The sequence below is a fragment of the Nonomuraea indica genome (assembly GCF_002850745.1).
Classification (GTDB): domain Bacteria; phylum Actinomycetota; class Actinomycetes; order Streptosporangiales; family Streptosporangiaceae; genus Nonomuraea; species Nonomuraea indica.
The window spans coordinates 157,200-179,841 of the sequence record NZ_KZ559480.1 but is presented as its reverse complement, the minus strand read 5'-3'; the positions used below and the strand labels follow the sequence as shown (position 1 = coordinate 179,841).

Below are 22,642 nucleotides of genomic sequence, written 5' to 3'. Positions count from 1 at the left end.
GGCGGGAGCCGGCTCGTGGTCCGCACGGGGGAGGCCCGGCCGTACGCCAACGTCATCCTGCGCTGCGGCGTCGTGTTCTGAACGGGCCACCCGCCTCCCGGGCGGCCCGCGCTCAGCGGGCGCGCTCGTAACGCAGGTACACCACTCCGGAGGCCATGGCCCGATGCTCCGTCCGCCGCAGGCTCAGCGTGCGGCCCACCGGGAAGAACGGCTTGCCGCCGCCCACCGCCACCGGCAGCACGAACAGCGCGAACTCGTCGATCAGGTCGAGCAGCGACGCCGCCAGGCCGGCGCCGCCCAGGCCCAGCCACCCGTCGATGCGCTCCTTGAGCCGGGTCACCTCGGCCACCGCGTCGCCGGCGCGCACCAGCCGCACCCCGTCCGGCACCCGGGTGAGGGTGTCGGAGAAGACGTAGCGCGGCGTGTCCAGGTAGGCGCGGGCGAACTCCCGCTCGACCTCCGGAAGGTCCGCCCGGCTCGCCGCCGCGCGCCACGGCTGCTCCATCGCCTCGTACGTGCGCCGCCCGAACAGGAACGCCGACGCCTGACGGGCCTGCTTGTTGGCCATCTCGTGCGTCTCGTCGTCCGGGACGGTGAAGCCGATGCTGCCGTCCGGGTCCTCGATGCAGCCGTCCAGCGACACCATCGCCGAGTACAGGATCCTGCCCATCGCCGCTCCCTGATCGTCCGTGGTCCTCCAGGGTAGGGACCGTGCGGCGCGGCGGAACTCATCGGCGCGCGCTGTAGCGGACGAAACCCCACGTCTGCAGGCCGAGCACCAGGACGGCGCAGGCCGTCAGCGCGCACCACAGCCCGCTCAGCCCCCACGCCGCCGCGACGGGCGCCGCCACGAGCGCGAGCGGCCCGTAACCGGCGACCGCGGAGCCGAGACTCCAGGCCGGACGCCGCAGCCCGGTCAGGGACGCCGACATGACGATGGCGCAAGCGTTGGCCAGGGAGAAGACGGTGAGCAGCGGCAGCAGACCGGTCGCCGCCGCGCGCACCCGGCCGTCCGAGCCGAACAGGCCGAGCACGTCCTCGCCGGCGAGTCCCAGAACGGCGGCCCCGGCGAGCACCCCGGCCACCGCGACGGCCAGCGCGGCCCGGTTGACCCGGCGGACCGCCGCCGGGGAAGCCGCCCTGGCCACCTCGGGTGCCGCCGCCTGCCCCGCGGTGAACGCGGCCAGGCCGAGCGGCCCGTCCAGCGACACGAGGATCGCGTACGCGGCGGCGCCGTGCGCGCCCGTCCGCGCCGCCGCCCAGGCCACTGCGGCCAGCGCCGCGAACTTGACCACCAGCGCCGCAGACATCGGCAGGCCGACCCCGGCCATGCGCAGGATCTCGCGCGGCCGGGGACGCCCCGGCCACAGCGCCCGCCCGCTGAGGCCGGTCACGCGGGCCAGCCGGCCGTTGGCGATCGCGACGGCCACCGCCGTGCCCGCCACCAGCGCGACGCCCGCGCCCGCGACGCCCAGCCTGGGCACCAGCGCCACGAGCAGGAGCACCTCGGCGGCGGTGCCGGTCAGGCCCGGCCAGAGCACCTGCCGGGCGTGGCCGAGCGCCACCAGCGTCCCGTTCGCGCCGCCGCCCGCCGCGAGCAGCAGGACGTGCGCGGCCAGCAGCGGAGGCAGCACGCCGAGCGCGGCGGTCACCTCCCCGGGCACGCCGCCCGCCGACGCGACCAGCGGCACGCACAGCACGACGCCCGCGCCCGAGGCGCCGAGCAGGAGGGCCAGCCACCGCGCGTCGCGCAGCGCGGGCAGCGCCGCGGCCGGACGGTCGCGGTGGGGGGCGACGAACGGCGTCAGCCCCCGCAGCCCGCCGGCCACGGCGGCGGTGACCGGGCCGAGCACCGCCCCGGCCAGAGCGAAGGCGGCCAGCTCGGCGGTGGCCTGGTTGCCGAGCAGCGAGGTGGCGGCCAGGCGGACGGCGACGCCGGCGCCCACCGACAGGGCGAGGGGCGCGGCCGCGCCGAGGATCACACGAAGGGCAGAGGTCATGAAAGCAGAAATCCCGGCGGGTGGCCCGCGCGGGATTCCTCATCATTCTACCGTCAGCGGCGGCCGGCGCGCGATCCCGCCCGCGCGCCGGCCGCCCGCGCGACGCTCGTCACGTCCCTAGGCGTCGCGGGCCCGGAGCAGCAGCCCGCCGCCCAGCAGCGCCGCCGCGGCCCAGGCGGCCGGCACCCCCAGGCCCGCCCACGGCGTGAGAGGCAGGCTGGACAGGCCGGTGGTGGCCTGGACGGCGAGTCCGGCGTTCATGGGGGAGATCTGCCACGCGAGCCGCTGCCAGCCGGCGTCAGCGATCATGAGGATGACGGAGGGGAAGAGGTGGAGCAGGCCGAGGACGGCCCCGACGGCGGCGGCGGAGTCCCGGACGGCGGTGGCGATCCCCAGGCTCAACAGGGCGATGAGCGTCAGGTAGAGCACGGAGCCGAAGACCGCGCGCAGCACGGGGCCGCTGGTGAGCGTGAGCAGGCCGGCCGGGAAGCCCCGGTCGAGCAGGATCGGCCGCGCCACCAGCATGGCGGTGAGCACGGCGGCGCTCCCGGCGGCCAGGGTCAGCCCGGCCAGGACGATCGCCTTGGCGGCCAGGACCTTGATCCGGTGCGGCATGGCCGTCAGGGTGAGCCGGACCATGCCGGTGCCGTACTCGCCGGCGACGGTCAGGACGGCCAGGACGGCCACCACCGACTGGCCCACCTGGACCCCGAACAGGGCGATCCTGGCAGGGTCGTAGCCGCAACCCCGCGCGGCGCAGGAGACGACGGCGGAGGCGGCGGCGCCGCCGGCCACGGTCAGCAGGATGATCGTGGCCAGCAGCGGGACGGTGCTCGGCGCGGTGCGGAGCTTCGTCCATTCGGCGTGCAGGTACGCTCTCACGGCCGTCTCCCGTGCCTGGGGCGGACACGCGGGCCGCGGCCGGTCATGCGTCCCTCCGGTGGAGCCGGAAGGCGGCCAGGCCGAGGGCAAGCGCGGCGTAACCGGCCGCGACCGCGAGGCCGCCCCACGGCGGCAGCGGATAGAAACCGGCGCTCGGCGCGTCATGGCTCAGCACGTGCGGGTACGCCGGGACGGTCTGCTGGACGGCGAACCCGGCCGCCGGGGTGACGCGCAGCAGCCATCGCGCCGCGCTGTCCGGCAGGATCGAGGTGGTCGCGACGACGTGCGGGACCACGATCGCCACGACCGCCGTGATGACCGCGGCGACGCTGCTCCGCAGCAGCGCGCCGAGCGCCAGGGCGAGCACGGCGGCCAGCGCGAACAGAGCGGCCAGGCCGGCCACGACACGCGCCTCGGTCGGCAGGGACACGGGCAGGACGGCGTTGCCGTTGGCGCGCAGGATCCTCCCGCCGGCCGCGAAGGTGACCGCGATGGCGGGCAGGGCGGCGGCGAAGGTGACCAGGCCGAGCGCGAGCGCCTTGGCCGGCAGCGTCAGGCCGCGGCGCGGGCCGGCCAGCAGGGTGAGGCGGATCAGGCCGTGCCGGTACTCGGCGGTGGCGAACATGACCGACACCACGATGACCAGGACGAGCGCGGCCGGCGCGCCGCCGAGCGGGCGCTCGGCGGTCGGCCCTTCGACGGCCGGGGCGATGTCGCCCACGCCGGTGACCGAGAAGGCGCCGCCGGACCGGCTCGCGCGGCCCGGATGGTGGACCGACCCGTCAGGGTCGACGGTGGCGCCGACGTCGTCGTCACGCCAGTCCCCGGAGGTGTCACCCCGCACGGTGACCTGGTCCAACACGCCGGTGGCCTCGGCGAAGCGCACGGCCGCGCCGGAGCCGCCGAGATCTCCCCGCATGACGGTCAGGTCGCCGGGGGAGGCGGCGAACACGCCGATCCGTACCGTCCGCGGCAGCCCGGCCGGCGTCGCGGTGCCGATGCGGGTCCAGCGCGTTCCGTCGGCGGACTCGTACCCGGTGAGGGTGTCGCCGGAGCGGGTCAGCCGCAGCCAGCGCGGCGACCGCTCCGAGACGCCGCCGGGCAGGCCGGCCACGTCGTGGGTGAAGTCGTGCTGCATCCGCACCCCGTGCGCGCCGGTCATCATCACCGCCGCGTAGGGGGAGCCCTGCCGGGTGCCGTCCTTGATCATCACGCCGGTCTTCGCCCACGGCACGACCCCGGCGACCACGTTCCGCCGCCCGGGGGTGACGTCGGGCTTGCGGATCTGGCCGGTCATGGAGGTGAGCCGGGCGGTGATGACGCCGTCCCCGCTCAGCTGCCGGTGCACGAAGAAGAACCTGTCGCTCACCGCCGTGCCGTCCGGACCCACCGGCGGCGCCGGGCAGGCGATCTCGACGCCGCCGGCGCCGGCGCACGAGGCGTGGTCGCCGGACGCGGACAGCAGCCCGAGCAGCACGATGACCAGGGCCGCCGTCGTCATGCCGGCCATCCAGCCGCGTACCGACCTGAACTTGGTCCACTCGGCACGCGTCAGCCGCCCGAGCTCCCCGCCCTGCCGTCCGGAGCGGAGGGTGAGGGGGCTCATCGGGCCGCCTCCCGGTGTCCGGCCGGTGCGCCGGTGAGGTCCAGGTAGGCCTGCTCCAGCGTCACGCGATGCGCCGCCACCTCGGAGAACGGCACCCCGTTCGCGTTCAGGAGCGCCACGACGCGCTCCGACGGCAGTCCCGAGACGGCGAGGGCGCCGCCGTCCGTCACGTCCACGGCCGCGCCGCCGTCGCGCAGCGCCGGAATCGCCGCCGACGGGGTCGGCGTCCGCAGCGTGACCCGGCCGCGGGAGGCGGCCGTGATCAGTTCGGCCACGCCGGTGTCGGCGATGACACGGCCCTCGCCCACCACCACGAGATGGTCGGCGGTGCCCTCCAGCTCGCCCATCAGATGGCTGGACACCAGCACGGCACGCCCCTCGCCGGCCAGCGAGCGCAGCAGGCCGCGCATCCACACGATGCCCTCGGGGTCCAGGCCGTTGACCGGTTCGTCCAGCAGGAGCACCGGTGGGTCGCCGAGCAGGGCGGCCGCGATGCCGAGCCGCTGCCGCATGCCCAGCGAGAAGCCGCCCGCCCGGCGGCGGGCCGCCGTGGCCAGCCCCACCAGGTCCAGCACCTCGTCCACCCGGCCGGAGCCGAGGCCCTGGGAGTGGGCCAGCCACAGCAGGTGGTTGCGCGCGGTGCGGCCCGGCTGCAGCGCGCCCGCGTCGAGCAGCGCGCCGACGTGGCGCAGCGGGGTGCGCAGGCTCCGGTACGGGCGCCCGCCGATCAGCGCGCGGCCCTCGTCGGCCGCGTCCAGGCCGAGGATCACCCGCATCGTGGTGGACTTGCCCGCCCCGTTCGGGCCGACGAAACCGGTCACGCGGCCCGGCAGCACGGTGAACGACATGCCGTCCAGCGCCAGGACCGGGCCGAACCGTTTGCGCAACCCGCTGACTTCGATGGTCGTCTTCATGCGGTCGGTTGTACGGACCCACCGCTAACACGGGCCGAACGAAGGCTGTCACATCGCTGTTAGGGCCGGCACGGCATGCTGGAGGGCATGAGAACGTGGCGACGCCCCGCGCGCACCGCACGACTGCGCCTCACCGTTCTGTACGGTGTGATGTTCCTGCTGTCCGGGACCGGAGCGCTGGCCATCGCCAATCTCGTCGGCCTCGGCGGCACCCGGACGAGCGAGTCCGGACCTGCCGGGCCCTCGCCGGCCGACCCGGCCACGCTCGCCGCCGCCGCCGAGCGCATCGCATGGCTGCAGGCCCGGCTGTCGGACAGCCACGCGGCGCAGTCACGTCAGGTGCTGATCGGCTCGGCGGTCGCGCTCGCGGTCATGGGCGTGGCGTCGGTCGTGCTGGGCCGGGTCATCGCGGGGCGGGCGCTGCGCCCGCTACGGGTGATCACGGCGACGACCCGCCGGATCACCGCCGACAACCTGAACGAGCGGCTGGCCGTGCAAGGCCCGGACGACGAGGTCAAGAACCTCGCCGACACCATCGACGAACTGCTGGAACGACTGGAGGGCTCGTTCGCCGCGCAGCGCCGGTTCGTCGCCAACGCCTCCCACGAGCTGCGCACCCCGCTGGCCACCATGCGGGCGTCCCTGGACGTGGCCCTGGCCAAGCCCGACCCGGTGCCGGAGCAGACCGCGGCCCTGGCCGGCCGGCTCCGCACCGAGCTCGACCAGGTCGACCGGCTGCTCGACGGCCTTCTCATGCTGGCCCGCGCCCAGCACGGCTCCCCGGCCGACCGCACGACGCTCTCGCTCGGCCGCCTGGCGACCGCGGCCCTGGACGTCCGTTCCGCCGAGATCGCCGCGAGACGGCTCACCGTCCACTCCGCGGACGCCGTCGCCGACGGGGCGTGGACGCGGGGCGACGTGACGCTCCTTACCCGCATGATCGACAACGTGATCGGCAACGCCGTCACGCACAACCACGACGGCGGCTGGATCCGGCTGGCCGCCGCCGACGACGGCACGACGGCGCAGCTCGTCGTCGAGACCGGCGGGCGCGTCCTCGACCAGGAGGAGGTCGAGCGCCTCGCCCGGCCCTTCCAGCGGCTCGGCGCCGACCGCACCCGCACCGGCGACGGCTCCGGGCTCGGCCTGTCGATCGTCGCGGCCGTCGCCGCGGCGCACGGCGGCGCCCTCGACCTGCGGGCCCGGCCGGCAGGCGGACTCCGGGTCGCCGTCTCGCTGCCCTCGGCCGCCGTGCCGGCGGGAGTCCCGGCGTGAGGGTGCTGGTGGTGGAGGACGCCCGTGCCCTGGCCGCCGTGCTGGCCGAAGGGCTGAGCGATCAGGGCATGGCCGTGGACGTGGCCCACGACGGCCTGGAGGCCGCCGCCAAGCTCGACGTCAACGCCTACGACGTGATCGTCCTCGACCGCGACATTCCGGGCATCCATGGTGACACGCTCTGCCAGATGATCGCCGAACGCGACGACCGCGTCATGGTCCTCATGCTGACCGCGGCCGACTCGCCCGCCGACCGGGTCACCGGCCTGACCCTGGGAGCCGACGACTACCTGGGCAAGCCCTTCCACTTCCCCGAACTGGTGCTGCGCATCCGCTCCCTGGCCCGCCGGCAGCCCGCCGCCCGCTCCCGCACGCTGCGCGCGGGGGGCATCGCGCTCGACCCGCTGCGCCGCATCGCCACCCGCGACGGCCGTCACCTGGATCTGTCGGTCAAGGAGTTCGCCGTGCTGGAGGCCCTCCTCCGCGCCGCCCCCGCGTTCCTCAGCGCCGAGGACCTGCTCGAACAGGTGTGGGACGAGTACGCCAACCCCCTGACCAACACCGTCACGGTCACCGTCGGCCGGCTGCGCCGCAAGCTCGGCGAGCCGCCGGTCATCACCACCACGCCCGGAGTGGGGTACCGCGTCACCGCCGGCCGTTGAACCACGCCGGCGGCTGGACCTTCCCCTCGTGGGAGACCTCAAGCTGGACGGGGACGCCGGGCGTCACCGCCGACCGGCGCCGGCCCAGCACCCGTTGATCGGCCGTTCGTGGAGGGAAGCGACGCATGACCATCGTGAAGGACATCCAGGCTCGCGGCATGCAGCACTGCGAGACGACGGCGTTGGGCGTGCTCCTGCGGCACGAGGGGCTCGACCTGTCCGAGCCCATGCTGTTCGGGCTCGCCTCGGGCCTGTCCTTCGTCTACTGGGACAGCAGGAACATGCCCTTCCCCTTCCTCGGCGGCCGGGTCAAGCCCTTCGAGCTCACGAAGAACCTGGCCGCCAGGCTGGGGCTGACGCTGCGGGTGGAGGAGACCACCTCGCCCGGCAAGGCCTGGCGCAACGTGTCGGCCGCCATCGACGCCGGACGGCCCGTCGGCCTCCAGCTCGACTGCTACCACCTCGACTACTTCCGCACCAAGGTCCATTTCGGCGGTCATGTCGTCGCGATGTACGGCTACGACGAGCACGACGCCTACCTGGTGGACACCGAGCAGCAGGGAGGAGCGGTGCGCACCGGACTGGCCGGCCTGGCCAGGGCGAGGGCCGAGCGCGGCCCGATGACGGCCAGGCACCGATCGTTCACCATCACCGCGCCCGCGCGGCCGTCCGGCTGGGTGGAGCAGATCATCCCCGCCATCAGGGCGTGCGCCGACGCCTTCCTCGCCGCCCCCATCGCCAACCTCGGCCATCGCGGCATCGCCAAGGCCGCCGGCCTGGTGCCCCAGTGGCTCGGCCGCACGGACGACCCGCAGGGCGACCTGGCGCGGGCGGCCCTGCTCATGGAGAAGGGCGGCACCGGTGGTTCCCTGTTCCGCGCCCTCTATCGCGACTTCCTCGGGGAGTGCGCCGAGCTGATCGACGACGACGACCTCCGCACCGGCCATCGGCTGTACGGCGAGGCCGCCACGCTGTGGACGGACGTGGCCACCTTGATCGCCAAGGCCGGGGAGAGCGGCGACGCGGCCCACCTGGAGCAGGCCGGAGCCCTCCTCCACGACCTTTCACGCATCGAGCGAGACGCCATGCGGGCGTTGAGCCGGATGCAGCCCTGATCAGGGCTCCGACGGCCACCGCCCCGCCGGACGCCCGCGGCCATCGGCTCGTCCGGTGGAGACAACGCATACCTGGAGGAAGCGCCGCACGCCTCGGGCGCCGACGGGTGCGTTGCCGAGGCGTGCGTTGCTCAGGGGTGCGCTCCTGGGGGCGTGGGTTGCTCAGGGGTGCGCTGCGGGTGTGCGTTGCTGAGGCGTGGGTTGCCGGGGACGCGACGGCTTCCGGGGCGGCGTGGGCGGGTCAGCGCAGGGTCGCGGTGAAGGTCCGGCCGTGCGCGTGTCGTGTCGCCGCCTGCACCAGGGTGCCGCCCGGCACCTGCCGCACCGTCACCCCGTCGTCGGCCGTGACGAGCCGGAGGGGCGCGCCGCGCAGGAGGACGGTGACGCGGTCGCGTTTCGTCGTGGGGTCCGACAGGGCGACGGCGGTGCGCTCGCCGTACCTGACGATGACCGAGGCGGGGCCGTCGACGAGCAGGCGTCCGGCGTGGTGCGGGCCGTCGGTGAAGACGTTGGCGGCGACGATCCCGAGGGTCTCGTGCCTGATCGCCTGCACGTGCCGGTTGTTGGCCAGCACGGTCAGCGGGCCGCGCGCGTAACGGCGCAGGCCGGCCTCGGTGGCGCCCGGCACCAGGGCGTAGGCGACGGCGGAGACCTCTCCGGCGGCGGGGTGGTCGATCGTGGCGGTGAAGACGTTCTTGGTCACGCCGGTGTCGGGGTTGGCCGCACGGACGACCCGGCGGCTGCGGGTCACGGTCTCCAGCCCGGCCGTTACGGGCTGCCTGGTGAGGAAGGCGTAGCCGACAGCGCTACGACGGGTGCCGTTGGCGTAGCGCAGCCAGCGGGGCGGCGTGGTGTCGCCCGCCTGCCAGGCCGCGCCGTCCCAGCCCTCGCCGGTAAGGGCGATCACGTCGCCGGGGGCGGCGATGCGGCTGTCCACCGTGGTCGTCGCCGCGCGGCCGCCCTGCCCGGCGACGTTCGCGGCCAGCACCACGATTTCGTCGTCGAGCATGAACCACGACTTGGTCGCGCGGGCGTTCCGGTAGGCGACGAAGTCGCCGGGCAGGGTGCCCGCCTGCTTGGCGGTCCAGGCCGCGTCGTCCGACTGCACCATGCCGGCCACGCCGTAAGCGCCGAGCGTCGCGCCGCCGGAGAAGGCGTTGCCGGCGCGGGGGAAGTACACGTAGGTGTTCTGGGACTCGGAGGAGGACGTGAAGTTCAGCGGATGGCCGGGGTTGTCGTACCAGAACCGGCCGTACAGCTCGGGCACCGTCCGCCGCTCCTCCACCGGCGCGGTGACCCCGGCCAGCCGGTACGGGGACACGGTCGTGTAGTAGTCGACGCCGTAGACCTCACGCTGGTCCTCGCCCGCCAGGTAGAGGTAGTACGCGCCGTCGCCCTGGAACCACGGCATGAGGTTCTCGCCGTTCATGTACTCGTACTTGCTGATCCGTTCGGAGCTGCGCGCCAGGGCGAAGGCGTAGCCGGGGCGCCGGTGCACGGTCCGGTCCATGGCGTTGAACGCCACGCAGCGCTCGGGCGGGTTCAGGTCGGCGGCCGGGATGGCGGGGTCGGCGCGGATGGCCGAGTAACGCGCGATGCTCACCGGGGAGACGAAGGCGGCCGTGTCGACGCCCGGCAGGAACTTGGCGTACTTCTTCAGGGCGAGAGCGCCCGCGCCCTCGACATGGTCGGCCAGGTCGGCGATGGCCTCCACGATCAGCCCGACGTCGGCGTAGCCGGTCGTGGTGCGGGAGACCGCCCGCCCCTTGACGATCTCCATCATCCAGCCCTCGAAGATCAGCGGGGCGAACCCGTCGGCGACCCAGCCGTACACCACGCCTGCGAGGTCGGTCGCGCCGCCGCTCGTGACGCCCTGGAGCATCTTGAGCGTCTGGACGACCCGGGTCAGCAGGATGCGCCCGTAGGAGCCGGTGTAGGCGACCGAATGGTGCTGGATGAAGGAGCCGTCGCGGTAGTAGCCGTCGGTCACCCCGTGCCGGAGGCGGTAGGGGTCGATGGTGGCGAACACGGTGGCCTGGTCGGCGATGGCCTTGCCGACCCGCGCGTCGTCGCCGGTGAGGGCGCCCTGCAGCATCCGGTTGGCGGTGATGTCGGCCAGGTTGGCCCCGGTGTGGAAGCGCGAGTCGAGATCGACGTCGCCGTTCTTGCCGTTGCGCAGGTAGGCGTCCATCGAGGCGATGTAGGTCGCCGTCAGGTCGGGCCGCACCTCCCGCACCCGGTCGGCCAGCAGGACGAGTGTCCTGCTCACGTGGGTGGGGATGCCGATCTCCCAGTTGTGCCAGTTGCCGTAGTAGCCCGCCGACTGGTCCTGGAGGTGACGCTCGTGCAGCCACAGCAGGCCGTCGACGACCCGCCGCTGGGCGCTCGCGTCCCCGTCGAGCTCGCCGCCCGGTGTACGGGTCGCGAGCGCGATCTCGTACAGGTACTGGAAGGCGAGCCGCAGGTTGGCGTCGTCGGTGCCGAGGCGCAGGCCGGAGAACAACTCGCCGTCGCCGGCCTGGTCCATGGCGGCGAGCCGTTGCCTGGCGGTCCTGAGGATCGCCGCCAGCTTGCCGGCCACCTCGGGCCGGGCGTTGACCTCGGGGGTGCCCGCGAAGATCGCCACGGTGTTGGCGAGCAGCCGCGCGTGATCGACTCCGGTCGCGGCGCGTACGGGGGAGGCCCAGGCGGCCAGACCGGCCGCGGGGAGAAGGGAGAGAACCTGGCGACGGGAAATATGCGGCACGGCGGGCTCCAGGCCGGTGGGGGATCTGCCAACCGACATGATCTCCTGGATCGGCACGCGGACACCAGGCCCGCGCACCCGCACCCGCCGTCCGTTCCGGCAGCGGTCGTTCGCGGGGGTATGCCGCCTGTGCCCGGACTCTGCGGGCACGGGCGCGCCCGTTACACACGCCACGCCGCAAATCCGCGCCCCGGAGGCTGTCCACCGCCGACATCGTCGCGCCGTCACGGGGCTGAGATCTTCTATCTGTTCGCGCCTCGCCCCACTGACCAGGCACAACGCCCGGCCGAGACGCGCACGGAACGGAGACGAGATGCCCCGACCCCTCGGCCTGACTGTCAGGACGGCGACGACCGTGACCGCCCTCGCCACGCTGGCGACCGTGGCCGGGCCCGCGGCCGCGGCCTGGGCCCGGCCGCCGCTGCCGCTCCGCATGGACGCGGCCTTCCACCAGGACTGCCTCACCGCCCACAACAGCCTGCGGGCCCGCCACCAGGCGCCCGCGCTGACGGTCGACCAGGCGCTCGTCGCCTACGCCAGGCAGCGGGTCGTCCACCTCACCAGGTACGACGGGCTGCGGGGCGGTCACCGGGGGCTCAGCGCCGACTACGGCGAGAACCAGTACTGGTATCAGACGTCCCCGTCCGGCCGGGTGGCGTCCTGCTCGGACGGCGTGCGCAACTGGTACGAGGGCAGCCGGTCCTACGACTACGCTCGGCCCGGCTTCTCCTCCCGCACGGGCCTGTTCACCCAGGTCGTCTGGAAGGGCACGACGCGGCTGGGCTGCGCGCGGGCCGCCGGGCAGGGCGCCCGGGGCCACGAGACCTACGTGCTGTGCGTCTACCAGGCCCCCGGCAACGTGTCCGACGCCTACCGGGAGAACGTCCTCCCGGCCAGGTGACACGACCCGCCACGGCCGTGCGCGAACCTGGGACCATGGGGCATGAGCGAGAGCCGGTTCCGTGATCCGGGCGTGCGGCTGTGGCACTTCGCCCGCGAGATCCTCGTGCGCTGCCCCCGGTGCGACGGCCGGGCGGCGGTCACGGTCCGGCCCGCCGACCGTGACGCGCACCGGCACGCGGTCGGATGGCTGACCGCCCCGCACCGGCTGACCTGCGGCGGATGCGGCCACACCGCCGAGTGGGCGCCACGCGGGTGGCGCAGCGGCCTGGGCGACGCCTACTTCACCCGCGGCGGGCCGTTCGTGGTGCCCAGGCTCGGCGGTCCGGACGATCCCTACTTCGGGCTGCCGCTGTGGCTGCGCCGCCGGTGCTGCGGCGGGCGGACGCTGTGGGCCTACAACGGCGCCCACCTCGACCTGCTGGAGGAGTTCGTCCGGGCCCGGCTGCGGGAGCGGCCGGAGCAGGCCGGGTCGCAGACCATGCTGGAGCGCCTGCCGGGCTGGATGAAGGCGGCCGACAACCGCGACGAACTCCTGGCGACGATCCACGCCCTGCGCGCGTCGGCCTGACCGGCCCGCGGGCACTGACCTGAGCGGCCCTGCGGGCGTCGGCTCGAACGGGCCTGCGGGCGTCAGTCTGGGCCTGGAGCTCGCCGGGACCGCCGCCGTCGAAGACCCGCCGCACGGTGATCCTTCCCGAGGCGGTCCTGGAGGAGCCGGAGGCCGCCGCGGTCGAGAAGCGCGACGCCTGAGCAGTGGCTGGCGCGACACCACTCCCATGGACGCAGCCCGGCGAGAGGGATGTGAGCCGTCACCATGCTTGATCCAGATCTGCCGTATGTCTGTGCCGACGATACTGCTGGGCCACAATGGCCCACATGCCTACCATGCCCGAAGATCTCGCTGGGACCGCCAACCCCTCCAGGCTCAACGACTACGACAGGATCGCCGAGGGGTACGCGGCCGAGAACGAGACCAGCCTCCCGAACGCGTACTACGAGCGGCCCGCGATGCTCGAACTCGCCGGGGACGTGACCGGCAGGCGAATCCTCGACGCCGGCTGCGGCTCGGGTCCCTTGTTCTCCGCGCTGCGCGATCGAGGTGCCATCGTGACCGGTATCGACATGAGTGCCGGGATGCTGGAGCTGGCCCGACAGCGGCTGGGCGCCGACGCGGATCTACGGGTCGCCGACCTGGCCGGCCCACTGCCCTTCCCTGACGGCTCATTCGACGACGTCGTCGCGTCCCTGGTGCTGCACTACCTGGAAGACTGGGGACCGACACTGGCCGAGCTGCGACGCGTGCTGAGACCTGGCGGCCGGCTCCTCGTCTCGGTCGACCATCCTTTCGTGATCCCCCTCATGCGTGCCATGGCCGGGGGGAAGCCCAGCTATTTCGGCGTCCGTAACCGGACCGAGGAATGGACCATGGGTGGGCAGACCGCCCAGATGAGCTTCTGGGACCGGCCACTGCACGTGATGACCGAGGCCTTCACCGCGGCTGGATTCCGCATCAGCGTCATCAGCGAGCCGCCGTTCGTGCCGGAAGCCCGCGAACTGTTCCCCGATGAGTTCCGCGAGATCACCGGCACGAGGTTCCTGAGCTTCCTGTTCTTCGTTCTGGAAGCCGGCTGACGGCGCCTCGTGAGGCGGTCGATCGCGAAGGCGTGGGCGCGGTGGGTGTTGGGGCTGGCGGTGCGCGCGGTGGCGGGAAGGCGCCGGCGGCCGCGGTACGAGTCCGAGTGGTGTAACGGATAACGCGCGCGAGGCGCGTACCGGTCCGGTGGGACGTTCTCCTGGTCGTGGCGCCGCCATGATCACTCATGTACGCGGTCATCCCCTGTTGCCACGTACATGGGTCAGGACGAGCTGGGCCCGCCGGTGACACCCGGCCCTGCCGGAGCCGTAGCCCAGTTCCTGCGGCAGGCGACCCCGGCACGAACAGGATGCCCTGCAACGCCGGCCGATCATCCAGCCGCTTGCGTCCCGGATGCCGGAACCGAGTCCGGGCGGTCCCGGTGGTCCGGGCGGTCCGGGCGTTGCCGGGGGTGGCGCGGTGCTTCGGCCAGTATGTCGGACAGCACCGCCGCCGCGCTGATCTCCGGCCGCCTGGTCGCGGTCAGCAAGGTCAGCGGCCCCGCCGCGGCCAGCTCGCGCAGGCCGGCCAGCGCCTCTGCCCGCTCCGGCTCCGCCAGCTCGCTCCGGTAGCGGCGGGCGAACTCGTCGAAGCGCTCGGGCGCGTGGCCGTACCAGGTGCGCAGCTCCGTGGAGGGCGCGACCGATCTGCACCAGTGGTCCAGCCGGGCGGCCGCCTTGGACAGGCCGCGCGGCCACAGCCGGTCCACCAGCACCCTGGCGCCGTCGTCGCCGGCCGGCTCGTCGTACACCCGGCGTACCCGTACGTCGATCTTCGCCATGCGCGCCCCCTTCCTTCCACGGTAGGCCGTCACGCGGCGTGCGGACGTCTCCGGAGCAGCTCGACCAGGACCGAGCCGCTGTGCTCGACGCGGCCCTCGGCCGGTCGTTCAACACCGCGATCGCGCCGCTCGGCGAATGAGGCGAGCAGCACAGGGAGCGCATCCGGTCCCGGTTCTGACAGGCCGGGCAGCATGGACCGGTCCCCGGACGAGGAGAGCGCGGTCACCCGATCGCCGAGGTGGTCCAGGGCGGAACTGCCGCGCCTCGCCCGGCCGCGCCTCACGACCTGTCGCCGAACAGCGCCCTCCGGGCGACGTCAGACGGAGCCGAGGGCGTCGATGAAGTCGCGGATCACCGGCCGGTGGTCCGCCGGGTCCCAGGCGACGGCCAGCTCGCAGGGGGACAGCCCGGTGACGGGGATCGCGCGGATGCCGGGCCGCCGGTAGATGGCGGCGTTGCCGGAGGCGAGCAGCACGACGCCGCACCCCTCCTCGACGGCGGTGAACGTCTCGTCGGCGTTGGAGACGGTCGCGCCGACCGTGACGGGACGCCCGCCGCGTTCGTCGAGGCCGAGCCAGTACGCGCGCAGCGGCCCGGCCTCCTCGGGCAGGGCGAGGAACGGCTCGTCGAGCAGTTCGGCGAAGGACACCTCGTCGCGCCCGGCGAGCCAGTGGTCGTCGCGGAAGGCGACCCAGCGCGGCTCGCGCGCCACGACGCGCACGGCGAGCGTCGCGGCGGGCGGGAGGGGCAGCCAGACGAACGCCAGGTCCGCCTCGCCGGCGGCGACCCCCGCCGTGGCGTCGTCCCAGTCGACCTGGCGGATCACGAGCCGCCAGCCGGGCCGCCGCTCCCGGAACACCGACCGCACCGAGGCCAGCAGGCCGCGGCCCACACTGGTCGACATGCCGACGGTGAGGACGGCGGCCTCGGCGGCGGCCGCGTCGCTGACCTGGCGTTGCGCCTGCGCCCAGCGGTCGAGCAGCTCACGCGCGGCGGGCAGCAGCGCGCGGCCGGGCGCGGTCAGCGCCACCACGCGCCGGTCGCGGTCGAACAGCCTGACCCGGAGCGACTCCTCCAGCTGCCGGATCTGCTTGCTGAGCGCCGGTTGCGAGACGTACAGCCGTTCGGCGGCGCGGGTGAAGCTCAGCTCCTCGGCGACGGCCACGAAGTAGCGCAGATCTCTCAGGTGGGCATCCATAGCTGACGGCTATCTAAACAGATATTGGACGTCCGAAATGACGCAAGGCAGGATGATCGCATTCGTCACGAGAGGAGTCCCCATGAGCACGGTCGAGGACCGCTGGGCCATCGTCGAGGTCTGCACGCGGATGGCGTGGCACGCGGACCAGAGGGAGTGGGACCTGCTGAAGTCCGTCTTCGCCGACGAGGTGGTGCTCGACTACACGAGCCTCAACGGCGGCGAGCCCGCCACGCTCACCCCCGAGCAGATCGTCGGCGCCTGGTCCCGGGTGCTGGGCGGCTTCGACGCCACCCAGCACCTGATCACCAACCACCTGGTGACCGTGGCCGGCGACACCGCGGTGTGCACCGCGTCGTTCCAGGCCACGCACCGGCTGGCGAACCCGTTCGGCTCGCCGCTGTGGACGCTGGGCGGCACCTACCGCTTCGACCTGGTCCGTGCGGGGGACGCCTGGCGGATCAGCGGCGTGGTCATGACCGCGACCTGGGCCGACGGCAACAGGGACCTGATGGCGCTCGCCGCGGACGCCGGGTGATCGCCCTCGTCACGGGCGCGAACCGGGGCATCGGACGGGAGGTGTGCCGCCAGCTGGCCGCGCTCGGCCACACCGTCCTGCTCACCGCCCGGTCGCTGGAGGCGGCCACCGCCGCCGCCCGCGAGATCGGCCCGGACGTGCGTCCGATGCGGCTCGACGTGACGGACGAAGCCGGCGTCGCCCGGCTCGCGCAGGAGATCGACGAGCGGTACGGCGGCCTCGACGTGCTCGTCAACAACGCCGCCATCACCTACGACACCTGGCAGCGCGCGATCACGGCCGACCTGGACGTGGTGCGCGAGGCGGCGGAGACCAACGTGTACGGCCCGTGGCGGCTGACCCAGGCCCTGCTGCCGCTGCTGCGGCGGAGCGGGCACGCCCGCGTGGTCAACGTCTCCAGCGAGGCCGGATCGCTGACCGGCATGGGCGGCGGCACCCCGGCCTACAGCCTGTCGAAGGCCGCGCTCAACGCCCTGACCCGGATGCTGGCCGCCGAGCTGCGCGCCGACGGCGTCCTGGTCAACGCCGTCTGCCCCGGCTGGGTCGCCACCGACATGGGCGGCCCCGGCGGCCGTCCCGTCGCCGACGGCGCCTCCGGGATCGTCTGGGCCGCCACGCTGCCCGACGACGGCCCGACCGGCGGCTTCTTTCGCGACGGCCGGCCCCTGCCCTGGTGAAACCGAGAAAGGACCCCCATCACATGATTCTGGTAGCGGGCGCCACGGGTAACGTGGGCGCCGAAGTCGTCCGCGCGCTGGCCGCCGCCGGCACACCCGTCCGGGCGCTGACACGGGACGCCTCCCGGGCCGAGCAGCGACCGGGCGTCGAGTACGTCAGCGGCGACCTGGGCCGGCCCGAGTCGGTCCGGCCCGCCCTCGACGGAGTGCGCGGCCTGTTCCTGCTGCCCGGCTACCCTGGCCTGCAGCACCTGCTCGCCGACGCCCGCCGGGCCGGCGTGGAACGCGTGGTGCTGCTGTCGGGCGGCTCGGCGGGCCTCGGCGACACCGGCAACGCGATCACCCGCTACATGGCCGAGTCGGAGCGGGCCGTGCGCGAGTCCGGGCTGCCGTGGACGTTCCTGCGTCCCAGCGCGTTCATGTCCAACACCTTCCAGTGGATCCCGCAGCTCCGGGCCGGTGACGTCGTGCGCGCCCCGTTCGCGGACGTGCCGATGGCCGTCGTCGACCCGTACGACATCGCCGCCGTCGCCGCGCGGGCGCTCACGGAGGACGGCCACGAGGGCCGCATCCACCAGCCGACCGGCCCCCGGGCCCTGCGGGCCGCCGACCGGGTGCGCATCCTCGCGTCGGTGCTCGGCCGGGACCTGCGGTTCGAGGCGCAGCCGGACGACGAGGCCCGCCGCGAGATGCTGGAGACCACCCCGGCCGAGTACGTGGACGCCTTCTTCGACTTCTACGTCACCGGCACCCTGGACGAGTCGGTGGTGCGCCCGACGGTGCGGGACGTGACCGGCCGCCCGCCCCGCAGCTTCGAACAGTGGGCCCGGGAGCACGCGGCGGCCTTCGGCTGACGACCGCACCACCCGGCCGCGGACCGGCATCGCCCGGAGCCCGCCGGACGGCGTCGAGCGAGGGCCGGGGGCGACGTCGCGCGGAGCCGCCGGGTGGCGTCGTCGCGGCGCCGCCGGGTGGCGTCAGACGATGCCGCCGTTGGCGCGGACCACCTGACCGTTGATCCAGTGGCCGTGCGGCGAGACGAGGAACGCGGCGACCTCCGCGATGTCGGCCGGGGTGCCGAGGCGCTCCAGCGGCGGCTGGGCGGCCATGCGCTCGACGGTCTCCCGGTCCTTGCCGTCCAGGAACAGCGCCGTGGCGGTGGGTCCGGGAGCGACGGCGTTGACGGTGACGTCCCGGCCGCGCATCTCGCGGGCCAGCACCATCGTCATCGCCTCCACGGCGCCCTTGCTGGCGGCGTAGGCGCCGTAGGTGGGCAGGGCCAGGCCGATCATCGAGGTGGAGAACAGCAGGATCGCGCCGCCCGGCCGGACCCGGCGGGCCGCCTGCTGCGCCACCGCGAACGTGCCGCGGATGTTCGTCCGGTACAGCCCGTCCAGGACGTCCAGATCCAGGTCGGCGATGGGGGCCAGGTGCATCCGGCCGGCGGCGTGCACCACCGCGTCCACGCCGCCGAACTCCGCCTCGGCTGTGTCGAACATGGCGGCGACCGCGTCCGCGTCGGCCACGTCGGCGCGTGCCGGGATCGCCTGGCCGCCGGCCTTGACGGCCTCGTCGACGGCGGCCTCGGCCTCGTGCGCGTTGCCCGCGTAGCCGACCACGACGGCGTGGCCGTCGGCGGCCAGGCGGCGGACGATCTCGCGGCCGATGCCGCGGGAACCGCCGGTGACGATCGCGACGCGCGGCGCCCCGCCGGTGTCCGGGGTGGGTTCGGTGGTCATGGAGTGCTTCCTTCCGGTTCCTGGGCCGAGCCGGTGGGGCCGGCCCCTGTCTCCCCTCCTACGGTTCCCGCTGACCCGCGTTCACGCCAGGGCGCCGCGCCCCCATGGAGGGCCGCCAGAGGGCGACGGCCAGCACCAGCAGCCACAGCAGGTAGCCGCCGACGTTGATGCGCTCGAACACTCCGAGCCAGGGCGTGGGCTCGTTCGCGGCCATGTGAGGACCCTGCATTCCCGCCAGGGCGCCGAACACGACGAGCGTCACCAGGGTGACGAGCGAGTAGAGGAGGAACCCTTTCCCGAACGCTCCGGCCGCGAACCCGATGGCCAGGACGATGAGGAGCACGAGCACCGCGGTGAGAGCGGCGTGCATCGTGTCGGTCAGCGTCCCCTCGACCCCACGGAGATGGATCGGGAAGAACGGCGTCGCCACCAGGCCGACGAGCCCGATGCCGATCAGCATGCCGGCTGTGACCCGCAGGGCTCGTCTCCGCCCGGCCGATGCCCAGATTCCCAGCGCGAAGGCGATCACCAGCACGTCGTGCACGAGGAACAACACGACGACGAGCGGCCTCGACGGAGCGCCGATGGCGAAGAGTTCGCTGATGGTCTGGGACGTGGAGCTGTATCCCTCCCACTGCATGCCCGCCAGTACGGTCGTCACGGCATAGAGCAGCGCGGCCAGGACACCGCAGAGGAGCAGGGCCGTGCGCGCCCCGCTCGGGGTCTCGCGTGGTGCGTCGGGCCGCGTCGGCTCCGGCACCTGATGGATCGTCTCTGCCATCGCTCACCTCCACAGGGTGCGGGCTCGGGGACCACCCTCTCCCTGCCTCGATCTTGATCTTGTCGAGTCCGGTGGACCAGGGTCCTGTGGACCACGGATCCCGGGACTTCCGGCCTTGGCCACCCCGCCGGGCCTGGCCGAGGACGTCCCGGCCCGCTGTGCCCCACGGTTCGCCTCGCGGCCCCGCGACGATTCCGCGCCCCTGGCGGAGTCCTACCTGTCGAACCCCCCCGCGAGCCGCGGGGACGACCACCCACGGAAGGACCGCCCAGCATGACCAGCACCCACACCCTCACCGTCCCCGGCGCCCGCCTGCACTACGAGGTGCGCGGCTCCGGCCCCGTGCTGCTGGTGATGGGGTCGCCGATGGGCGCCGCCGCGTTCGCGCCCGTGGCCGACGCCCTCGCCACCGGCCACACCGTCGTCACCCACGACCCGCGCGGCATCGCCGGCAGCCGGCTCGACGACCCCGAGCAGGAGTCCACGCCGCAGCTGCGGGCCGATGACGTCGCCGCGCTGCTGGACGCGCTCGGCGCCGAGTCGGCCGACGTGTTCGGCACCAGCGGCGGCGCGGTGACCGGGCTGGCGCTGGCCGAGCGGCACCCCGGCCGGGTGCGGACCCTCGTCGCGCATGAGGCTCCCGTGCTGGAGCTGCTGCCCGATGCCGCCGAACGGCGCGCCGCGGTCGAGGACATGATCGACACCTTCCACCGGGAGGGGCTGTTCGCCGCGTGGCGGAAGTTCATGGCCAACGCCGGGTACGGGGAGGACGACGTCCCCGGTCCCACCGGGGAAGAGCCGAGCGAGCAGGACCTCGCCGACAGCGCCCGCTTCTTCGCCCACGAGCTGCGCGGCACCACCCGGTACACACCGGACGTCGACGCGCTGCTGAAGGGGGCGGGCCGGGTGGTCGTCGGTGTCGGTGCCGAGTCGGGACACCTGATCGTCCACCGGACGTCCATGGCCCTGGCGGAGCTGCTCGGCACGGCGCCCGTCGAGTTCCCCGGCGAGCACGGCGGTTTCATCGACCGGCCGGCGGAGTTCGCCGACACGCTGCGCGAGGTCCTCGGATAACGCGCGCGCCCAGGGACGGGAAGCCGGGGGCGGGCGGCCGGGGACGGGTGGGCCGGGCTGGGCGGGCCGAGGGCGGGTGGAGCGCCTCCGCCCGTCCCCGGGCGCGGACCGGCGCGGTCAACCGGCGGTGAGCGCCCGCCCGGCCGTGAGGCGCCGCAGCCCGGCGTACTCCAGCCCGGCGTAGACCGCCACCACCACCGCCCCGGACAGCAGGAACGCCACACCCAGGCCGGTGAGCGGCAGCAGACCGCTGACGACGAGCGCCAGCAGCGCGACGCACGACACCGCGTTGCCGGCCACGACGCAGACGGCGTGCCGGACCGGGATCCGCGGATACCCGGCGATGAGGCCGAGGGCGGCGGCGCCGCCGAGCATGGCCACCCCGAACGGGACGGACCAGGAGACGGGCAGCCCCAGCGGCCCGCTCAACGGCGCCGCGCCCGCCAGCAGCACCACGCCGAAGACGGCGGTGCTCCAGCCGTCGATCCGCATCACCTTGCGCAGCAGGTCCGCCTCCGCTTGCATGATCACTCCCTTGTGCCGTGGACGTACGCGCACACCGTGCCAGCACCGGAGACATCGGCTCAATGACCTCCAAGGTCATGCCGGAGCCGATCGGGGCGGTGGCTATCCTCCTGGCATGAACGTGGAGCGGCCGTCCCAGGTAGGCGTCCTGCTACGGGAGTGGCGGCGGCGGCGCCGGCTCAGCCAGCTCGACCTGGCGCTCCAGGCGGGCAGTTCGGCCCGGCACCTGTCGTACGTCGAGACCGGGCGCGCCCACCCCAGCCGGGCGATGGTGCTGCGCCTGTCGGCGGCCCTCGACGTCCCGCTGCGCGAGCGCAACACGCTGCTGCTGGCCGCCGGCTACGCCCCCGCCTACCGTGAGAGCAGCCTCGACGACGCCTACCTGGCCTCCGTCCGCGCCGCCGTCGACACCATGCTGGCGGCGCACGAGCCGTACCCCGCCGTCGTGGTCGACCGCCTGTGGAACGTGCTCGACGGCAACCGCGCCATGACCGTCCTCATGGACGGCATCCCGCCGCACCTGCTCCGGCCGCGGCCCAACGTGTTCCGGCTGACCCTGCACCCCGACGGCCTGGCCGCCAGGCTGGCCAACCTCGGCGAGGTCAGGGCGCTGTTCCTGGAACGGCTGCGGCGCCAGGTCGACGCCACCGGCGACGCCGCCCTGCGCGACCTGTACGAGGAGGTACGCCGCTATCCCGTGCCCGCCGGTCCCGTCGAGGCTCCGACCGGTGACGCCGGGCCGATCCAGGTGCCGCTGCGGGTCCGGACGCCGTTCGGCGAGCTGTCGATGTTCAGCACCATGGCCACCTTCGGCGCCCCGGCCGACGTGACGCTGTCGGAACTGGCGATCGAGCTGTTCTACCCGCTCGACGAGTTCACCGCCGCCGCCCTGCGCGGCCTGTCAGCCGGCGTCCGGGGCGGCGCGGCAGACACCGGAGGCGTGTGACAGGCCACCCGCGTGACCCGGCGCTCCGGCGGGCAGGTGGCCCGCGTTCCGGTGACGCGCGGGCCCCGCGGTCGGTGGCCCCTCGGCCCGGAGCCTACGAGTGTGAGGTCGCGGCGGCGATGGCGGCGGGATCCCAGTAGAAGGGCCGGCATTCGAGCATGCGCCCGTCCCGTACCCGGATCAGCTGCATGATCAGCGTCTCGACGTCCCGGCCGGTGGCGCGAGCGCGGAACCGTACCCGGCTCCACACCACCACCGTGTCCATGTCGCCCCAGTGTTCCTGCTCCAGGAACTCCATGGACGACCAGGTCTCGCTGAAAGCGGCGAGGAACCGCTCCAGCCCGTCGCGTCCCCGCCACGTCCCCGTCCCCGTGAACGGCAGGCCCGGGGCCTGATGCAGGACGACGTCAGGGTCGAGGTATCCGGCCACCTCGTCATAGTCGGCCTCGCCGAACCCGCCCGCGGCGACGTACGCGGCCTCGGCCCGGTAGAAGTCCTCCATCACCGCCCACGCGTCCCGCGGTCGTCCCTCGGCGGGCGAGCCGTCAGTCTGCTTCTCGGTCATGTTCGCCGTACTCATGGGCTCCAGCGTCACAGACGCGTGAGGCGCCGCGCCGGCGGTGATCGGACCTCTCGGCGGAGGGCG

At 74.0% G+C, this 22,642-nt stretch carries 24 protein-coding genes; 12 read left to right on the top strand and 12 right to left on the bottom strand.

The annotated features are described in order from the left end of the window. Nucleotides 1–81 (top strand): RbsD/FucU domain-containing protein (locus CXR44_RS41275; protein WP_281260308.1); only part of this gene is annotated, 81 nt, incomplete at its 5' end. Nucleotides 82–112: 31 nt separating this feature from the next. On the opposite strand, the gene CXR44_RS30920 is transcribed toward CXR44_RS41275, so the two are convergent. The 5 genes from CXR44_RS30920 to CXR44_RS30900 form a co-directional block, all read right to left on the bottom strand. Next, entirely contained in the window at nt 113–670 is a 558-nt protein-coding gene (locus CXR44_RS30920) for a dihydrofolate reductase family protein (protein ID WP_101789673.1), read from the bottom strand. A gap of 58 nt (nt 671–728) precedes the next feature. After that, a complete protein-coding gene (locus CXR44_RS30915; protein ID WP_144070143.1) occupies nt 729–2,000 on the bottom strand; it encodes an MATE family efflux transporter in 1,272 nt (423 codons plus the stop codon). A 117-nt stretch (nt 2,001–2,117) separates the two neighbouring features. Continuing rightward, the gene (locus CXR44_RS30910; RefSeq protein ID WP_101789671.1) at nt 2,118–2,882 is read right to left on the bottom strand and encodes an ABC transporter permease; all 765 of its coding nucleotides are present in this window, start codon (nt 2,880–2,882) and stop codon (nt 2,118–2,120) included. Between the two features lie 43 nt (nt 2,883–2,925). After that, nucleotides 2,926–4,488 carry a DUF1349 domain-containing protein gene (locus CXR44_RS30905; RefSeq protein ID WP_101789670.1) on the bottom strand — a complete coding sequence of 521 codons (1,563 nt, stop codon included), beginning with the start codon at nt 4,486–4,488 and terminating at the stop codon, nt 2,926–2,928. Next, nucleotides 4,485–5,402, bottom strand: a complete 918-nt coding sequence (locus CXR44_RS30900; protein ID WP_101789669.1) for an ATP-binding cassette domain-containing protein — start codon at nt 5,400–5,402, stop codon at nt 4,485–4,487. Before CXR44_RS30900 ends, CXR44_RS30905 begins: the two co-directional genes overlap by 4 nt. A gap of 87 nt (nt 5,403–5,489) precedes the next feature. On the opposite strand from CXR44_RS30900, the gene CXR44_RS30895 reads away from it, so the two are divergent. The 3 genes from CXR44_RS30895 to CXR44_RS30885 all read left to right on the top strand — a co-directional run bounded on the left by CXR44_RS30895 (nt 5,490) and on the right by CXR44_RS30885 (nt 8,454). Then, nucleotides 5,490–6,677: a sensor histidine kinase gene (locus tag CXR44_RS30895; protein WP_101789696.1), complete on the top strand. Its 1,188-nt coding sequence runs from the start codon at nt 5,490–5,492 to the stop codon at nt 6,675–6,677. Next, complete coding sequence (locus CXR44_RS30890; RefSeq protein ID WP_219602048.1) at nt 6,674–7,339, top strand: response regulator transcription factor; 666 nt, start codon at nt 6,674–6,676, stop codon at nt 7,337–7,339. The genes CXR44_RS30895 and CXR44_RS30890 overlap by 4 nt, the downstream gene beginning before the upstream one ends. Before the next feature lie 125 nt (nt 7,340–7,464). After that, entirely contained in the window at nt 7,465–8,454 is a 990-nt protein-coding gene (locus CXR44_RS30885) for a BtrH N-terminal domain-containing protein (protein WP_101789668.1), read from the top strand. A 241-nt stretch (nt 8,455–8,695) separates the two neighbouring features. Here CXR44_RS30885 and CXR44_RS30880 read toward each other — a convergent pair whose 3' ends face one another. After that, nucleotides 8,696–11,239 (bottom strand): polysaccharide lyase family 8 super-sandwich domain-containing protein, encoded by a 2,544-nt coding sequence (locus CXR44_RS30880; RefSeq protein ID WP_101789667.1) that lies wholly within the window; start codon nt 11,237–11,239, stop codon nt 8,696–8,698. Between the two features lie 274 nt (nt 11,240–11,513). Here CXR44_RS30880 and CXR44_RS30875 point away from each other — a divergent pair, with 274 nt between their 5' ends. The 3 genes from CXR44_RS30875 (at nt 11,514) to CXR44_RS30865 (ending at nt 13,735) form a co-directional block, all read left to right on the top strand. Continuing rightward, nucleotides 11,514–12,101 (top strand): CAP family protein, encoded by a 588-nt coding sequence (locus CXR44_RS30875; RefSeq protein ID WP_180903781.1) that lies wholly within the window; start codon nt 11,514–11,516, stop codon nt 12,099–12,101. Between the two features lie 42 nt (nt 12,102–12,143). Then, nucleotides 12,144–12,671 (top strand): hypothetical protein, encoded by a 528-nt coding sequence (locus tag CXR44_RS30870; RefSeq protein WP_101789665.1) that lies wholly within the window; start codon nt 12,144–12,146, stop codon nt 12,669–12,671. Between the two features lie 299 nt (nt 12,672–12,970). Then, the gene (locus tag CXR44_RS30865) at nt 12,971–13,735 is read left to right on the top strand and encodes a class I SAM-dependent methyltransferase (protein ID WP_425437458.1); all 765 of its coding nucleotides are present in this window, start codon (nt 12,971–12,973) and stop codon (nt 13,733–13,735) included. Nucleotides 13,736–14,067: 332 nt separating this feature from the next. On the opposite strand, the gene CXR44_RS30860 is transcribed toward CXR44_RS30865, so the two are convergent. Next, nucleotides 14,068–14,517: a DUF488 family protein, N3 subclade gene (locus CXR44_RS30860; RefSeq protein ID WP_180903780.1), complete on the bottom strand. Its 450-nt coding sequence runs from the start codon at nt 14,515–14,517 to the stop codon at nt 14,068–14,070. Nucleotides 14,518–14,834: 317 nt separating this feature from the next. After that, nucleotides 14,835–15,716: a LysR family transcriptional regulator gene (locus tag CXR44_RS30855; protein ID WP_101789664.1), complete on the bottom strand. Its 882-nt coding sequence runs from the start codon at nt 15,714–15,716 to the stop codon at nt 14,835–14,837. 82 nt (nt 15,717–15,798) lie between these two features. Between CXR44_RS30855 and CXR44_RS30850 the strand changes: the two genes are divergently transcribed. From CXR44_RS30850 to CXR44_RS30840, 3 genes are read left to right on the top strand one after another with little or no spacing between them, the layout of a single operon-like run. Next, on the top strand, nt 15,799–16,254 hold the full coding sequence (locus CXR44_RS30850) for a nuclear transport factor 2 family protein (RefSeq protein WP_219602047.1): 456 nt from the start codon (nt 15,799–15,801) through the stop codon (nt 16,252–16,254). After that, complete coding sequence (locus tag CXR44_RS30845) at nt 16,251–16,931, top strand: SDR family oxidoreductase (protein ID WP_101789662.1); 681 nt, start codon at nt 16,251–16,253, stop codon at nt 16,929–16,931. Before CXR44_RS30850 ends, CXR44_RS30845 begins: the two co-directional genes overlap by 4 nt. Nucleotides 16,932–16,954: 23 nt before the next feature. Then, nucleotides 16,955–17,785 carry an NAD(P)H-binding protein gene (locus CXR44_RS30840; protein WP_101789661.1) on the top strand — a complete coding sequence of 277 codons (831 nt, stop codon included), beginning with the start codon at nt 16,955–16,957 and terminating at the stop codon, nt 17,783–17,785. A 123-nt stretch (nt 17,786–17,908) separates the two neighbouring features. Here the strand turns inward: CXR44_RS30840 and CXR44_RS30835 are convergent, their stop codons facing one another. Both CXR44_RS30835 and CXR44_RS30830 read right to left on the bottom strand, forming a co-directional pair. Beyond that, nucleotides 17,909–18,670 carry an SDR family oxidoreductase gene (locus CXR44_RS30835; RefSeq protein WP_101789660.1) on the bottom strand — a complete coding sequence of 254 codons (762 nt, stop codon included), beginning with the start codon at nt 18,668–18,670 and terminating at the stop codon, nt 17,909–17,911. A gap of 58 nt (nt 18,671–18,728) precedes the next feature. After that, entirely contained in the window at nt 18,729–19,451 is a 723-nt protein-coding gene (locus CXR44_RS30830; RefSeq protein ID WP_101789659.1) for a DUF998 domain-containing protein, read from the bottom strand. Nucleotides 19,452–19,724: 273 nt separating this feature from the next. Here CXR44_RS30830 and CXR44_RS30825 point away from each other — a divergent pair, with 273 nt between their 5' ends. After that, entirely contained in the window at nt 19,725–20,525 is an 801-nt protein-coding gene (locus tag CXR44_RS30825) for an alpha/beta fold hydrolase (protein ID WP_101789658.1), read from the top strand. A gap of 117 nt (nt 20,526–20,642) precedes the next feature. Here the strand turns inward: CXR44_RS30825 and CXR44_RS30820 are convergent, their stop codons facing one another. Further along, on the bottom strand, nt 20,643–21,050 hold the full coding sequence (locus tag CXR44_RS30820) for a hypothetical protein (protein WP_101789657.1): 408 nt from the start codon (nt 21,048–21,050) through the stop codon (nt 20,643–20,645). Nucleotides 21,051–21,165: 115 nt separating this feature from the next. Between CXR44_RS30820 and CXR44_RS30815 the strand changes: the two genes are divergently transcribed. After that, complete coding sequence (locus tag CXR44_RS30815) at nt 21,166–21,996, top strand: helix-turn-helix domain-containing protein (protein ID WP_101789656.1); 831 nt, start codon at nt 21,166–21,168, stop codon at nt 21,994–21,996. A gap of 94 nt (nt 21,997–22,090) precedes the next feature. Here the strand turns inward: CXR44_RS30815 and CXR44_RS30810 are convergent, their stop codons facing one another. Next, on the bottom strand, nt 22,091–22,576 hold the full coding sequence (locus tag CXR44_RS30810; RefSeq protein ID WP_101789655.1) for a nuclear transport factor 2 family protein: 486 nt from the start codon (nt 22,574–22,576) through the stop codon (nt 22,091–22,093). Nucleotides 22,577–22,642 lie beyond the last annotated feature (66 nt).

Coding starts and splice junctions, on each gene's coding strand:
- CXR44_RS30855 (WP_101789664.1), bottom strand. CDS start 15,716: ATGGATGCCCACCTGAGAGATCTGCGCTACTTCGTGGCCGTCGCCGAG.
- CXR44_RS30920 (WP_101789673.1), bottom strand. CDS start 670: ATGGGCAGGATCCTGTACTCGGCGATGGTGTCGCTGGACGGCTGCATC.
- CXR44_RS30865 (WP_425437458.1), top strand. CDS start 12,971: ATGGCCCACATGCCTACCATGCCCGAAGATCTCGCTGGGACCGCCAAC.
- CXR44_RS30885 (WP_101789668.1), top strand. CDS start 7,465: ATGACCATCGTGAAGGACATCCAGGCTCGCGGCATGCAGCACTGCGAG.
- CXR44_RS30880 (WP_101789667.1), bottom strand. CDS start 11,239: ATGTCGGTTGGCAGATCCCCCACCGGCCTGGAGCCCGCCGTGCCGCAT.
- CXR44_RS30875 (WP_180903781.1), top strand. CDS start 11,514: ATGCCCCGACCCCTCGGCCTGACTGTCAGGACGGCGACGACCGTGACC.
- CXR44_RS30825 (WP_101789658.1), top strand. CDS start 19,725: ATGACCAGCACCCACACCCTCACCGTCCCCGGCGCCCGCCTGCACTAC.
- CXR44_RS30850 (WP_219602047.1), top strand. CDS start 15,799: ATGAGCACGGTCGAGGACCGCTGGGCCATCGTCGAGGTCTGCACGCGG.
- CXR44_RS30900 (WP_101789669.1), bottom strand. CDS start 5,402: ATGAAGACGACCATCGAAGTCAGCGGGTTGCGCAAACGGTTCGGCCCG.
- CXR44_RS30860 (WP_180903780.1), bottom strand. CDS start 14,517: ATGGCGAAGATCGACGTACGGGTACGCCGGGTGTACGACGAGCCGGCC.
- CXR44_RS30830 (WP_101789659.1), bottom strand. CDS start 19,451: ATGGCAGAGACGATCCATCAGGTGCCGGAGCCGACGCGGCCCGACGCA.
- CXR44_RS30905 (WP_101789670.1), bottom strand. CDS start 4,488: ATGAGCCCCCTCACCCTCCGCTCCGGACGGCAGGGCGGGGAGCTCGGG.
- CXR44_RS30815 (WP_101789656.1), top strand. CDS start 21,166: ATGAACGTGGAGCGGCCGTCCCAGGTAGGCGTCCTGCTACGGGAGTGG.
- CXR44_RS30895 (WP_101789696.1), top strand. CDS start 5,490: ATGAGAACGTGGCGACGCCCCGCGCGCACCGCACGACTGCGCCTCACC.
- CXR44_RS30840 (WP_101789661.1), top strand. CDS start 16,955: ATGATTCTGGTAGCGGGCGCCACGGGTAACGTGGGCGCCGAAGTCGTC.
- CXR44_RS30820 (WP_101789657.1), bottom strand. CDS start 21,050: ATGCAAGCGGAGGCGGACCTGCTGCGCAAGGTGATGCGGATCGACGGC.
- CXR44_RS30915 (WP_144070143.1), bottom strand. CDS start 2,000: ATGACCTCTGCCCTTCGTGTGATCCTCGGCGCGGCCGCGCCCCTCGCC.
- CXR44_RS30835 (WP_101789660.1), bottom strand. CDS start 18,670: ATGACCACCGAACCCACCCCGGACACCGGCGGGGCGCCGCGCGTCGCG.
- CXR44_RS30870 (WP_101789665.1), top strand. CDS start 12,144: ATGAGCGAGAGCCGGTTCCGTGATCCGGGCGTGCGGCTGTGGCACTTC.
- CXR44_RS30810 (WP_101789655.1), bottom strand. CDS start 22,576: ATGAGTACGGCGAACATGACCGAGAAGCAGACTGACGGCTCGCCCGCC.